The organism is Streptomyces sp. NPDC005004 (assembly GCF_053600675.1).
In genome coordinates, this window is the sequence record NZ_JBSGAH010000032.1 from 35,970 (window position 1) to 48,747 (window position 12,778).

The window sequence follows — 12,778 nt, forward strand, 5'->3', positions numbered from 1 at the left end:
GCGCCCCTTCCCTCGTGCCTGTCTCGTGGCGGCTGCCGCGCACCACAACGGCTGCCGGGGCGCGGCGGTTCACCTCGTCCGGGCGCAAGGGGTGTGACCTGCCGTAATAGGGACGGAACCGCATGTTCCGGCAAGGGCGCCGGTGATCAGGCGCGGCTCAGTAAGGTCGTGGCGTGAACGCCATTGAGAATGCCCTGCGTTTCGCCGTGCTGGGGCCGGTGCGGGCGTGGCGCGGCGCCGACGAACTGGACCTCGGTTCGCCGCAGCAGCGGGCGGTCCTCGCCGCTCTCCTCTTACGCCGGGGGCGCCCCGTCCTGCTCGACGAGCTCTTGAGCGCCGTCTGGGGGGACGAGCCGCCCCCGGCCGCCGTGTCCGTGCTGCGCACCTATGTGTCCCGCCTCCGCAAGGCCATCGAGCCCGACCGCTCCCCCGCCCGGCCCCCGAGCGTCCTCGTCTCCGTCGGGGACGGCTACCTCGCCCGTGTCCCCGACGACGCCCTGGACCTGGCCGTGTTCCAGCAGCGGGCGGAGGAGGCGCGGCGGCTGCGCGCGACCGGTGAGGTCGCCGCCGCGCACCGGCTGCTGCACTCCGCGCTGGACGGCTGGTCCGGCCCCCCGCTGACCGGCGTACCGGGCCCGCTGGCCGAGGCCCGCCGCTCCTGGCTGAGCGAGGAACGGCTGAACGCTCTGGAGACGCGCCTCGACCTGGACATCGCGCTCGGGCGGCACGCCGAGGTGACCGCCGAGCTGAGGGCGCTGACCACCGCCCATCCGCTGCGGGAGCGGCTGTCCGAGCTGCTGATGCTGTCGCTGTACCGGTCCGGACGGCAGGCGGAGGCGCTGGCGGCCTACCGTGCGATACGCGCCGCCCTGGTGGAGGAGCTGGGCATCGAACCCGGTGCCGCCCTCCAGGAGCTCCACGAACGCATCCTCGCCGCCGACGCCTCCCTGCTGCCGGGCACGCCGCCACCCCCCGCGCCCCGGCCCACCGAACCCGCCGGGCCTGCCGAACCCGCCGACGAGGCGGCCGTACGGGCCCCCCGGCCCGCGCAACTGCCTGCGGCGCTGGCGACGTTCGCCGGACGGAGTGCCGAACTCGACCGGCTGCGAGCCCTGTTGCCGGACGACGGGGGCGCTCCGCCCGCCGTGGTGATCAGTGCGATCGGCGGCATGGCGGGGATGGGCAAGACCACGCTGGCGGTGCACTGGGCCCACGAGGCGGCCGACCGCTTCCCCGACGGGCAGCTCTACGTCAATCTGCGCGGCTTCGACCCGGTCGGCCAGGTGGTGCCGCCCGAAGAGGCCGTCCGGATCTTCCTCGACGCGCTCGGCGTCCATCCGCTGCGCATTCCCGCCGGGCTCGACGCGCAGACGGCGCTCTACCGCAGTCTGCTGGCCAGGCGGCGGATGCTGGTGCTGCTCGACAACGCCCGCGACACCGAGCAGGTGCGCCCGCTGCTGCCCGGTTCCCCCGGCTCTCTGGTGATCGTCACCAGCCGCAGCCGGCTGGCCGGGCTGGTGGCGGGCGAGGGCGCCTGTCCGCTGACGCTGGACCAGTTGTCGGCCGCCGAGTCGCGCGATCTGCTGGCCCGCAGGCTCGGCGCCGACCGGCTCGCGGCGGAGCCGGGGGCGGTGGACGAGATCGTGGAGCGGTGCGCCCGGCTGCCGCTGGCGCTCGCCATCGTCGCCGCGCACGCCGCCGAGCACCCGGGCTTCCCGTTGCGTGCCGTCGCCAAGGAGCTGCGCGCGGGGCGGGGTCTGGACGCGTTCGCCGGGGGCGACGACATCACGACCGACGTGCGCGCGGTGTTCTCCTGGTCCTACCGGGCGCTGTCCGCCCCCGCCGCGCGGCTCTTCCGGCTGCTCGGGCTGCACTCCGGACCGCACGTCCCGGTGTCCGCCGCGGCGGCCCTCGCCGGACTCGCCCCGTGCGACGTGCGCGCTCCGCTCGCCGAGCTGACCCGCGCCCATCTGCTCACCGAGCGCTTCCCCGGCCACTACACCCTCCACGACCTGCTGCGTGTGTACGCCGCCGAGCGGGTCCGGGCCGAGGAGGCGCCACCGGAGCGGGAGCGGGCCGTCGAGCGGCTGCTCGCCTGGTATCTGCGCGCGGCCGACGCGGCCTATCCGCACATCACCCCGAACCGTCCGCGCGTCCCCCTGGGCGGGCTGCCCGACTGCGGCCCCGCGCCCGAGTTCGGCTCGCACGACGAGGCCCTGGACTGGTGCGAGACCGAGCGGGCCAACCTGGTCTCGGCGGTGCACCAGGCGGCCGAGGCCGGGCTGACCGGCATCGCCTGGCGGCTGCCCGCCGTGCTGTGGGGCTTCTTCTATCTGCGCAGTCACGCGCACGACTGGCTCGACACCGCGCGCACCGGCCTCGCCGCCGCCCGCGCCGCGGACGACCGCACCGGCGAGGCACAGGCCCTGACCGACACGGCCGCGGCGCTGCGGGTGGCGGGGCGGTACGAGGAGACCATCGAGCATCTGCACCAGGCGATGCGGCGGCACCGTGAACTCGGCGATCTGCGGGGCCGCTTGATGGCGGTGGGCAACCTCGGCGACGCCTACCTCCAGGCCGGGCTGCTCGACAAGGCCGTCGAGTACACCCGCCGCGGCCTCGTCCTCGACCGGGCCACCGGCGCCGCGTGGGGCGAGGGCATCGCGCTGTGCAACCTGGGCGACGCCTACCAGCGGCAGGGCCGGTACGACGAGGCGGTCGCCTGTCTGGAGCAGGCCCTGACCCTCGTGCGCGAGGCGGGCAACCGCTGGGTGGAGGGGGTGGCCCTGGACACCCTGGGCACGATCCACCACCGCCTGCACCGCCACGAGGAGGCCGTCGCGTACTACGGACGGGCGCTGGAGGCCCACCGGGACATCGCCAACCGCTGGGGCGAGGGCACCACCCTCGGCAACCTCGGCGACGTGCGGCTCGACGCGGGCGAGACCGAGGCGGCCCGGGAGAGCTGGACCCAGGCCCTCGCGGTCTTCGTCGACTTCGACCACCCGGACGCCGACCGGATGCGCGAGCGCCTGGACCGGCTGGACGCCCCGGCGGAGACCCCCGTCCCCGAACCGCCCGTACACCCCGCCTGACACCGCACCACCCCTTCACCGATGGGCCCCGCCGTGCCCCGACCGGGACACGGCGGGGTTCCCGCGTCTCCGCTACTTCCTGCGGACCTCCTTGCCCTTGCTCTCGTTCTTCTTCTTGTGATGCTGCCGCTCGCGGTGCGTCGTGCCGCTGGACGAGCCCTGGCCCGAGGAGGGGGCCGGCTGCCTGCCGGAGCTGCCGCCGGAAGGCAGGTGGGCGGCGGGCGGAGCGGCGACGGGAGGCTGCGGAGCGGGCGTGGTCACCGACGCGGCGGAACTGGACGAGGGCACCGAGGGGGTCGGCTGCCAGCCCGGGGGCACCTCTCCCACTCCCCCGCCGAGCCGCGGATTCTGGTGCAGCCCGTACATCTCGTTCGCCGGGTCCTGGCGGCGCCGGGGGTCGTCGGTGTGGGCGTGGTGGACGATGTCGGTGGCGGTGGCCGCCGCGGCGAGATAGGTCCCCGCTCCGGTCAGCCGTGTGCCGAGGGTGGACTCCGCGCCGAGCCCCGCACCCGCCGCGTTCGCGCCCGCGGACAACAGCCGTCCGGTGCTGGCGATCACGTCCACGGGGTCCACGTGGCCGCCCGCCCGGTACTGGTTGTACTGGGTGCGGAACTCGTTCAGCGCCGTGGCGCCCTGGGCGGCCATGCCCGCGACGTTCAGGGCGGTGCCGGCGGTGCCCGGTGCGAAGGCGGACGCGCCCTGGAGCGCGGTGGGCGCGACGTCGCGGACCGCCTGTCCGATCCGGCCGCGATGCTCCGCCACCCAGCTGACCAGGCCCCCGACGAGCCGGCGAGCCGTCTCCATGTCCCAGCGGTTCTGGGGCGCGTTCCAGCGGGCCACGGCCCGCCGGTCGGGGTCGACCGCGTAGTAGGTGCGGTGCCGCTCGTCGTACACACCGTGTTCGGCGCCCTGGAACAGCGCGGGTGCGTCGTCCGGGACGGCCGAGCGGCCGTCCTCGACCTGCCTCCCGCCGTCTGAGACCCTGATGGAGGTGTAGGAGCTGGCGTTGGAGTGGCCGCTCCCGTCGGAGATGTCCGATCCTGGCATTTCACTCTTCCTTCCGTGTGGTCGGCCGTCCCGCGAGGCCGTGGAACGACGCCCCGCGCGACGTGCGAAAGTCGCCGGATACGGCCCGGTATGCCGGACAGTTCCTCCGCTTGGCGACTACAACGGCCCGGCCGGGTCCGCCGGTTCAACGGCTGCCTCATGTGGTCAGGCGGACGGGGGCGGGGGCGCGAAGGGGTCGACGGCGTCCACGACGGGAGCCTCCTTCGCACGGTGCGTTCCGGGTTTGCACCCGGCGAAGGGCCCCTGCGGATCACGCAGGGCGTCCATGACCGACGGCAGATGGTCCCGGTGCCATTCGGCGGGACCTGTCACCGCCGAGCCGGGTCCGGTCAACTCGCCCCAGACGAGCCAGAGTCCGTGCAGCAGGGCGACCGCCTCCGGGTGCTCCCACCAGCGGGGGCACCAAGGGGAGGACGACGTGACCTCCCTGCCGTAGACGGGCAGCAGCACGTGGTGGACCCACAGGGTCAGCCCCCGCAGCTCCCCGGCGTACGCGGCGCCCTCCAGATAGAGGATGAACCTCGGTGGTTCGGGGGGCGGTTGCGTCTCGGCCGGTTCGCTCCCCACCGCACCCGGGCTCTCGGTCCGCGTGGTCGGCATGGCACCCTCCTGGATCAACGGCATGGGCAGGACAGGCGGTTCGAGGACGACGGCACGGCTCAGGCGTCCGGCCGCACCACGCCGAGAATGCGCATCGACGCAGCCGGGGAGACGTACACCCACCGGCCGGGGCGCGGAGCCTGGATGATCTTGCCGTCGCCGATGTAGAGGGCGACGTGGCTCGCGTCGGAGAAGTAGATGACGAGGTCACCCGGTCGCATCCGGTCGAGCGGGACGTGGGTCAGTTGCCGCCACTGCTCCTCCGAGGTGCGCGGGATGGTCACGCCCGCGTGCAGCCACGCCTGGGAGGTGAGCCCGGAGCAGTCGAAGGAGTCGGGGCCCGCGGCGCCCCAGACGTAGGGCTTGCCGAGCTGCCGGGTGGCGTAGGCGATGGCCTTGCGGCCCGCCGCGCTGCCCTTGGTGCTCAGCCGCTCGGGAACGCCCGTCTTCTCCCACGCGGCCTGCGACCGCTCGGCCTGCCGCTTCTCCAGCGCGGCCAGTTCCCTGCGCTGCTTCTCGGCCAGCCGGGACTCCAGCCGCCGCGCGGCCGCGATGTTCTTCCGTACGGTGCTCCGCCGGGCCGCCCGTGTACGGCGGTTGTCCTCCAGACGCCGCAGTTCGGCGGAGGCGTCGGCGGACCGGGTGCGCAGCGTCGTGCGGGCCGTCGCCAGGGCGGTCAGCAGGTCCTGTGTCGCCTGCTGACCGCGCTGGGCCGACGCGGCGTCGTCGAGGGCGCGTTCGGGGTCGGGGGCGAGCACGAACTGCATCTCGGCGGGCAGTCCGCCGCCCCGGTACTGGGCGCGGGCCGCCGCTCCCGCCAGGGCGGTGAGCCGGGCGAGCTTCGCCTCCGTGCTGCCGACCCGGCGCCTGAGAGCGCGCACGCGCCCGGTCTGCGCGCTCACCTTCTCGTCGGCGGCGTTGTACTGGTCGGTGGCGACCTCGGCGTCGTGGTAGAGGCGCTGGAGCCTGGCCTGCACCTGGGACAGCGTTTCGGGGTCGGCGTGGGCGGGCGGCTGGACGGCTGCCGTCAGGGCGCAGGCCAGCGCGACGGCGGCGGCCGCGCGGTGACGGGACGGCCGTCTCGTGCGCAGTGTCCCTCTCATCGGGCCACGGCTCCCTTCGTGGGGCGGCCGCACGGGCTGCGGCGCCGGTGCGGCGGATGGGGCGCCCGTACAACGGCGCCGGACCGTACGGCGGTTCAGCCCCGGCGTGAACCGGCTCCGGGCCGCACCCGTTGTGTCTGCGGAGCACGGGCGGCGAAAGGGACTGTATGAACGCGGGGTTGCTGGTGCCGGCGCTGTGCACGGGCTTCGGCCTGGGCTGTCTGGCGCTCGCGTTCCGAGCGCTGCTGGCGGCCGTACGGCTGTGGGCGCGGGGGCTGCGGGTGACCGGGATCGTGACGGCGCGCGCGGCGGCCGACCGGCGCCCCGGCGGGCTGGTGCTGTTCCGCGACCACCTCGGCCGGGATCTGCTGCTTGACCCGGGGACGTGCGGGCCGCTGTGCGGGCTGCCGCCGGTGGGACGGAGCGTGCCCGTGGTGTACGCGCGGGACCGGCCGGTCGTGGCCCGGCTCTGGACGACGCGGCATCTGCTCGCGCCGTCGTTCGGCTGGTTTTTGTCCTCGGCACTGGCGTGCGGCACCGGGATGGTGGCGCTGTGAGGACGCCCGGCATCGGTTCCGAGCGCCTTGCCGCACTCGATGTCCTGCGCGGCTGCGCCCTGTTCGGGATTCTGCTGGTCAACGCCCAGTTGATGGCGAGTCCTTACACCGCCTTCGGCGGGGCGCCGGACGCGAGCGGGGCGGACCGGGTGGCCGCGTGGCTGGTGAGCGCGCTGGTGACCGCCAAGTTCTACCCGCTCTTCTCCTTTCTCTTCGGCTACAGCCTCGTCCTCCAGGAGCGCTCCGCCCGGCGGTCCGGGCACCCCTTCGCACCGCGTCATCTGCGGCGCTGCGTCTGTCTGTTCGCGCTCGGGGCCGCGCACGCCGTGCTGCTGTACCCCGGAGACGTCCTCATGACGTACGCCGTCCTCGGGCTGGTGCTGTACGGCCTGCGGGGGCTGCGCGCGCGGACCGCGCTGCGCCTGGCGGCCGGGCTGGTGGTGGGGCTTTTCGCGCTGCTGCTCGCCGAGGGCCTGCTGACCGTCGCCCTGACCGAGCCGGTCACGGCGGCGCGGTACGCGCCCCGGGTCGCGGGTATGGTCGCCGCCCACCGCGGTGGCGCCCTCGCCGTGCTCGGCGTGCATCTGCGGGACCTGGGTCCCGCGCTCGGCGCCGATCTGCTCTACGCCCCGCAGATGCTGGCCGCCTTCCTGGCCGGGCTGGTGGCCGCCCGCACCGGGCTGGCCGGGCGGCGCGGCCGGGACCGGGCGTGGCTGCGGCGGACGGCGCTGCGGTGGCTGCCGCTCGGGCTGGCCGGCGCGGTGGTCTCCGCGTGCTGCACCGCGGGGCCGCTGGACGACCGGTGGTTCCTGGTCGGGCAGGCGTGCGCGGTGCTGACCGGTCCGGCGCTGACGGTGTCGTACGCCTGCGGTCTGCTGCTGCTGTTCGGGGGGCGCGGCCCGGCGGCGGCCGCCCTCGCCGCCACCGGGCGCCTGGGACTCACCCACTATCTGGCGCAGTCCCTGGTCCTCGCTCTCGTCTTCACCGGCTGCGGGCTCGGTCTGTACGACCGGGTCGGCACCGCACCACTGCTGCTGGGCTGCACGGTGCTCTACGCGGCCCAGCTCGCCCTGAGCGTGCGCCTGGTGAGGCGGTTCCGGTACGGCCCCGCCGAGGTGCTGCTGCGTACGGTCACCTCGGCGCGGCGTCCCGCCGCCACGGCACGGGCGGCTTCTCCAGTGTCACGGGCGACAGCCGGCTCACGGCCCGTGCCGTGATGGCCTCCGTCTCCGCCCTGGCCGCCGCCGAGATCTCTCCGGCGCCGGGCTCCTTGTACCAGGGCCGCAGCCTGATCAGTGCGGGGCGAACCCCGGTCGCGAGCAGCAGGGCGGTGCCCTTGGGCAGTGCGCGGATGCGGTCGGGGGGCAGGACGGCCTCCTGCCGGTAGGAGTAGGACCGCGAAGTGCCGTCCTTGCTGCGGGAGATGCTGGGTGTGCGGACGTCGTGCTGGCCGACGAGGGTGGAGATCTTCTGCACGAAGTCGGCGTCGTCCAGGCCCGCGCCGAGCAGCTTGACGGTCGCCGCGCTCCACAGCGCGTCCATCCCGACCTCGCCCCACACCCGGGCGCCCTGCCGGTAACTCTGCAGCAGGGTCACCACGTTGATGCCGCGCGAGCCGAAGTGCGAGTACAGGTCGGGCAGATCGGAGATGCGGCAGACGTTGGCGGCCTCGTCGAGCACGGCGGTCAGCGGCGGGTCGAGGCGGCCGCCCATGCGCTCGGCGGCGACCACGCCCGCCCGCATCGTCGCGTCCGCGAGGCCCGCGATGACCCCCGCGGCCGAGCCGCCGCCGTCCTTGGACAGCAGGTAGAGGGTGTCGCTGCCCAGGACGTGCCGGTCGGGCCGGAACTCGGGCAGCGCCGGATCGGGGGTGACCCAGGCGAGGATCTCGGGGTCGAGGAGGCAGGAGACGGTCTGCCGGGCCGTCTCGTAGATGCCGTCCCGCGTCTCCACCGCGCCGCGCACGGTGCCCTGCAACTGCTCGGCCATGGCGGTCATCCCGGCTTCCCTCAGCAGGTCCACCGGGGTCCGGTCGGCCGGGTCGGCGAGCCAGCCCAGCAGTTCGTGGACCGGGGCGCCGCCGCGCGCGGCGGCCAGGAAGAGCGCGGTGAGCGTGTTCTGGGCGGCCGAGATCCAGAAGTCCTTCTTCGCGGTGTCGTCGTTGACGGACGCGACGAAGTGACCGGCAAGGCGGCGCGCCCCCTCGATCGTGTGGCACTCCCCGAGCAGGTTCCACCACATGGCGCGCGGGGAATGGGCGATGCCCTGCGGGTCGAAGGTCCACACGGTGCCCGCCTCGGCGCGCATGGCGCGGGTGACGGCGTAGACGTCGGACTTGTTGGAGGTGAGCAGGACCGCGCCCTGGGCACGCAGCACGCGCGGGACGGCGATGCCGGTGGACTTGCCCGCGCGCGGCGCCATCAGGTCCAGCTCCACGTCCTCGTGGCTGCTGCGCAGTTCGGGGCCGTCGGGGGCGAGGTCGCCCAGGAGGTTGCCGGTCTCGTCCGGGTGCAGCCGCTCGCGGCCCTTGAGCGAGGGCCGCAGTTCGCGGGCGCGGGCCTCGATGCCCTTGGGGCACATGGCGGCCAGCTCCCGGCGCCCGGCAAGCCCCTTGGGCCGGTTCCACCGCCCGCCGAGCAGTCGGACGGCGACGACGACGGGGACCGTGAGGAGGGCGAGCAGAGCGAGCATCCCGGTGTAGACGGCGCCGGCCGGGGCGCCGGGCCAGAGGGCGCCCGGGCCGTCCCCGGTCAGCCGGGCGGCGGTGGACAGGGCGAACGGCGGGGCGTGCCAGCCGTGCCCGGCGAGACCCGCGCCGAGCGTGCCGCCCGCCCAGGCGACGGTGAACAGGGCGAGGCCGCTCCCGGCGAGCGTGGCGAGCGCCCACGGCAGCTGGTCGTGCGCTCCGGCGCCGGAGCCCGCGCGGCTCACGCCGTCCACCGCCCCGGCTCCGCGGCTCCGGGCAGCCCGGCGGGCAGGGCGCGGGGTCCCTCGGCCGCCTCCAGGGCGACCTGTGCGGCACTGGCGCGCACGGCCCGCTCGACGGCGTCCTCGGCGTCCGTCCAGCGGGTGTTGGTGTTGTGCAGTCGTCGTTCGGCGTCGGTGATGGCGACCTTGATGGGGATGCCGGGCCTGCCGCCGACCTTGATGAGGAAGCGGCCCCGGCCCGGCGGCTCCTCGTGGTCGCCGGTGACGCCCCAGCCGGGCGGCGAGGACCAGGACGAGACGAGTTCGATCTCGCGCCGCGACAGCCCGACCACCTTGCCGAGGTCCTCCATCTCGGCCCGGGGCAGCCCCGCGCACACCACCATCCCGGCGCGTTCCACGAACCCGCGCGCCTTGGCCCGGTCGGCGTCCGTGCCGAGCGCCTCGGCGTCCTTCAGGGTGTGGGTGATCTTGGCGTCGCCGAGTCCGAGGGAGCGGTTGAGCCGGGTGAGGGCGTCGATGCGGTCGACGATGCCGGAGGCGGCGCGCAGCGGGCGCCACAGCTCGTCGAGGACGGTGAAGAACCAGCGCCGGGGCGCGAGTCCGGCGTCCGCCAGGGCGTGCGAGGCGGCGACCGTGCCGAGTCCGTCGGACCAGGCGGCCAGCATCGCGGCGGCCGTGAGCTGGGTGTCGGCCTCCCCGATGCCGGAGATGTCGATGCACACGGCCGGGGCGTCCGGGTCGATCCGGGTGGAGGTCTGCGAGGCGAAGGTGTCGCCGAGCGGGCCGTCCAGGATGCCGAGCAGGGACCGGTGCAGCGGGTCCACGGCGTCCCGGTAGCGGGCGTCGTCGCCCCGGTCCAGGGTGACGGCCCGCACCCGGTCGGGGCCCTCGGCCAGGACGCGGAGCACGTCGGGCAGGAGCGGGGCGCGGCCGGGCGGGGTGCGCTCGCGCAGATGGTGCAGGACGGCGGAGAGCACCGACTGCTCGTGGTCGTCCATGGGGCGCCCGCGCACGATGGTGACCAGGGCGGCCACCATGTTGAGCACACGGCCGTGGGTCTCGGCCTTCAGCACCTCCCCCGCCTCGCCGCCGATCCGGGCAGCCGCAGCGCCCATGGCCCCGGGGTCGAGGACGTTGATGCCGCCCCGGCCCCGGCCGATGGAGATCACCTGGCCGCCGAGCGCCCGTACGGTGTCGGCGTAGTCGGGCTTGAGGTCGCCAAGGACCAGCGGGACCACACCGGTGGCGGCGAGCCCGATCAGCATCCGGTTGACGAGCGTGGACTTGCCGAGGCCCGGCATTCCGAGCATGAACAGCGACGGGTTGGAGATGAAGCGGGCCCGGGTGAACCAGTTCAGCGGGTCGCCGCACACGGTGGCACCGGTGAACAGGTGCTGGCCGAGCGGCACTCCGGTCATGGGCGATCCCGACCCCGCGGCGAACGGCCACATGCCGCACGCCTGGACGGTGGTGGCCCGCCACATGGTGGGCGGATCCATGTATCCGACCCGGCCGCCGCCGACGCCGTACCAGCCGCGTGGCGGCACGAACGGCTCCCGGGCGGGGGAAGGCTGCCTCCGCGCACGGCCGCGTCCGCCCCGGCGCTCGGCAGCGGGACCCGCGGCGCCCTCAGCCGCCGGCTTTCCCGTCCAGGACGGGTCCTGTCCCGGGCGCCCGGCGAGGAGTTCGGCGCGGGCCCTCTCCTCGGCCGCGCGGTCCAACCGCTCGGCCCGCTTCTCCGCGCGGCGGCTCACAGCGCCTCCTGCAGCTCGTGCGGGATCAGGGTCTGCTCCCACGGCAGGACACCGACCGGCAGGGTGCAGCTGAACGCCGCCGCCTGCATCCGGTCGGCGGGCCGCATCAGCACCCGTGAGGCGGCGGTCAGATTGCGCACCGCCACGCTGGCGTCGGCCAGTTGCGCGACGTCGTCCACGGTGACGGTCAGCATCAGGGAGAACTCCACGAGCCCGGCGCCCGCCGCCTCCTCGGCCGCCGTCTGCTCCGCCGCCCGTACCTCGGAGGCGGCGCGGGCCTGCACCATGCCCCGGCCCGAGGTCGCCATGAACTGGGCGCTGCGCCGGTCCGACTCCACGATCCGGGCCGAGGTCGCCGGGTCGATCGGCCGGTAGACGAGCGCGACCCGCTTGCGCCGGGTGCCGGGCGCGGCCTCCAGCATCCCGCGCAGCACCGAGGAGCGTACGGTCCCGCGCGGTGCCAGGGTCATCAGCCAGGTGCGGGAGACGCCCGAGTCGTGCTGGTAGCTGCCGACCGTCTCGACGGCGGCGGCCGGCCCCGCGTCGTCCCACTCCAGGCCCGTACCGCCGTGCCGGGCACGGGCGTTGAGGACGTCGGCGGCGACGGCGGGGTCGTAGGCGACACGGACGACCTCGGCGATCCGCTCGGCCGTCAGCGGGTACGCCGCCCCGCCGCCCGCCGCCACCAGACCGCTGAGCAGACCGGGGACGCGCACGGCGAGGTCGGCGATCACGTCCTCCTTCTTGCGCCGCTGGCCCGGCGGGACGCCGTAGGTGAGGGTGACGTAGGTGTGCATCTCGGAGGAGGCGGTCGGATAGCGCTCGACGACCTCCTCCATCACGGCGCGGGCGGCGGCCGGCGCGTCGGGGTGGATGCGCGGCAGCACCTCGTGGGCGAGCCGGGTGCCGGTGTCGGGCGCGGTCTCCACGACGACGCTCGCCCCGCGCAGCCCGGGTTCGTGGGCCAGCCGGGCCAGCCACTCCCCCCACAGCGCGACCCACACGTCGACCTGGTCGGCGTCGACCAGGGAACCGCCGTCGGGGTCGCAGCCCAGGACGATGGTGTACAGGTTGCGGGCGGGGTGGTGCAGCACGCCGAAGGGCCGGTCGTAGGCGTCGCGGCCGTCGGACACGGTCACCTTGTTGAGCAGCCCGGGCGGGCGGAACCGGCCGCCCGGGCGCGCGGACAGCGGTCCGGAGACGTACAGGTGCGCGCCCTTGGCCCGGCGGCGGCGCCAGCCGACGCGCAGGGCGAGCAACTGGTAGACGTTGCGGCCGTCCTGGGTGCGGACGGCGAGCGGCAGCAGGAACACGACGGTCGGCACGAGCACGACCAGCGCGGCGTAGAGCGAGATCAGCGAGGCGAGCAGGGTGATGACGAGCCCGCCGAAGACACCGAAGGTGCCGACGAGTCCGAGCGGTCCGAGCCCCGGCCGCCTCGGCCGACGCCAGTTGCCGTAGGTCGGATGGGTCACGGCTTCCGTGGACATGGGGTCCGGTCTCCTTTCGTTGACGGTGGTTCAGGGGGAGGTCAGGCGTTGTGGCCGTGGTTGCCGTCGGCGCCGTCCACGGCACCGGCCGCGGTGCAGGCCATCGAAGCGGGTGTGTTCGCGCGGCAGGTGCTCGACGGAGCGGAGCAGACCGCCGCCGAGGCGAGCCGCGCAGAGCTGGAG

General features: G+C 75.0%; 9 protein-coding genes. 3 read left to right on the forward strand and 6 right to left on the reverse strand.

Annotated features, from left to right (window positions below; all coding sequences use genetic code 11):
* Positions 1–173 precede the first annotated feature (173 nt).
* Complete coding sequence (locus tag ACWEEU_RS29250; RefSeq protein ID WP_451736442.1) at positions 174–3,095, forward strand: AfsR/SARP family transcriptional regulator; 2,922 nt, start codon at positions 174–176, stop codon at positions 3,093–3,095.
* Between the two features lie 72 nt (positions 3,096–3,167).
* On the opposite strand, the gene ACWEEU_RS29255 is transcribed toward ACWEEU_RS29250, so the two are convergent.
* From ACWEEU_RS29255 to ACWEEU_RS29265, 3 genes are all read right to left on the reverse strand, one after another.
* Positions 3,168–4,142 carry a hypothetical protein gene (locus tag ACWEEU_RS29255; RefSeq protein WP_451736445.1) on the reverse strand — a complete coding sequence of 325 codons (975 nt, stop codon included), beginning with the start codon at positions 4,140–4,142 and terminating at the stop codon, positions 3,168–3,170.
* A 165-nt stretch (positions 4,143–4,307) separates the two neighbouring features.
* Positions 4,308–4,763, reverse strand: coding sequence for a DUF4913 domain-containing protein (locus tag ACWEEU_RS29260; RefSeq protein WP_451736448.1), 456 nt, complete (start codon positions 4,761–4,763; stop codon positions 4,308–4,310).
* A gap of 59 nt (positions 4,764–4,822) precedes the next feature.
* Positions 4,823–5,866, reverse strand: coding sequence for a C40 family peptidase (locus tag ACWEEU_RS29265; RefSeq protein ID WP_451736451.1), 1,044 nt, complete (start codon positions 5,864–5,866; stop codon positions 4,823–4,825).
* A gap of 167 nt (positions 5,867–6,033) precedes the next feature.
* Between ACWEEU_RS29265 and ACWEEU_RS29270 the strand changes: the two genes are divergently transcribed.
* Positions 6,034–6,423 carry a hypothetical protein gene (locus tag ACWEEU_RS29270; RefSeq protein ID WP_451736454.1) on the forward strand — a complete coding sequence of 130 codons (390 nt, stop codon included), beginning with the start codon at positions 6,034–6,036 and terminating at the stop codon, positions 6,421–6,423.
* Complete coding sequence (locus tag ACWEEU_RS29275) at positions 6,420–7,640, forward strand: DUF418 domain-containing protein (protein WP_451736456.1); 1,221 nt, start codon at positions 6,420–6,422, stop codon at positions 7,638–7,640. Before ACWEEU_RS29270 ends, ACWEEU_RS29275 begins: the two co-directional genes overlap by 4 nt.
* Here ACWEEU_RS29275 and ACWEEU_RS29280 read toward each other — a convergent pair.
* From ACWEEU_RS29280 to ACWEEU_RS29290, 3 genes are read right to left on the reverse strand one after another with little or no spacing between them, the layout of a single operon-like run.
* Positions 7,555–9,363, reverse strand: coding sequence for a type IV secretory system conjugative DNA transfer family protein (locus tag ACWEEU_RS29280; RefSeq protein WP_451736459.1), 1,809 nt, complete (start codon positions 9,361–9,363; stop codon positions 7,555–7,557). The genes ACWEEU_RS29275 and ACWEEU_RS29280 overlap by 86 nt on opposite strands.
* Positions 9,351–11,105, reverse strand: coding sequence for an ATP/GTP-binding protein (locus ACWEEU_RS29285; protein WP_451736462.1), 1,755 nt, complete (start codon positions 11,103–11,105; stop codon positions 9,351–9,353). Before ACWEEU_RS29285 ends, ACWEEU_RS29280 begins: the two co-directional genes overlap by 13 nt.
* Positions 11,102–12,595: an SCO6880 family protein gene (locus ACWEEU_RS29290; RefSeq protein WP_385743134.1), complete on the reverse strand. Its 1,494-nt coding sequence runs from the start codon at positions 12,593–12,595 to the stop codon at positions 11,102–11,104. The genes ACWEEU_RS29285 and ACWEEU_RS29290 overlap by 4 nt, the downstream gene beginning before the upstream one ends.
* Between the last annotated feature and the right edge of the window lie 183 nt (positions 12,596–12,778).

Coding starts and splice junctions, on each gene's coding strand:
- ACWEEU_RS29255 (WP_451736445.1), bottom strand. CDS start 4,142: ATGCCAGGATCGGACATCTCCGACGGGAGCGGCCACTCCAACGCCAGC.
- ACWEEU_RS29260 (WP_451736448.1), bottom strand. CDS start 4,763: ATGCCGACCACGCGGACCGAGAGCCCGGGTGCGGTGGGGAGCGAACCG.
- ACWEEU_RS29265 (WP_451736451.1), bottom strand. CDS start 5,866: ATGAGAGGGACACTGCGCACGAGACGGCCGTCCCGTCACCGCGCGGCC.
- ACWEEU_RS29270 (WP_451736454.1), top strand. CDS start 6,034: ATGAACGCGGGGTTGCTGGTGCCGGCGCTGTGCACGGGCTTCGGCCTG.
- ACWEEU_RS29290 (WP_385743134.1), bottom strand. CDS start 12,595: ATGTCCACGGAAGCCGTGACCCATCCGACCTACGGCAACTGGCGTCGG.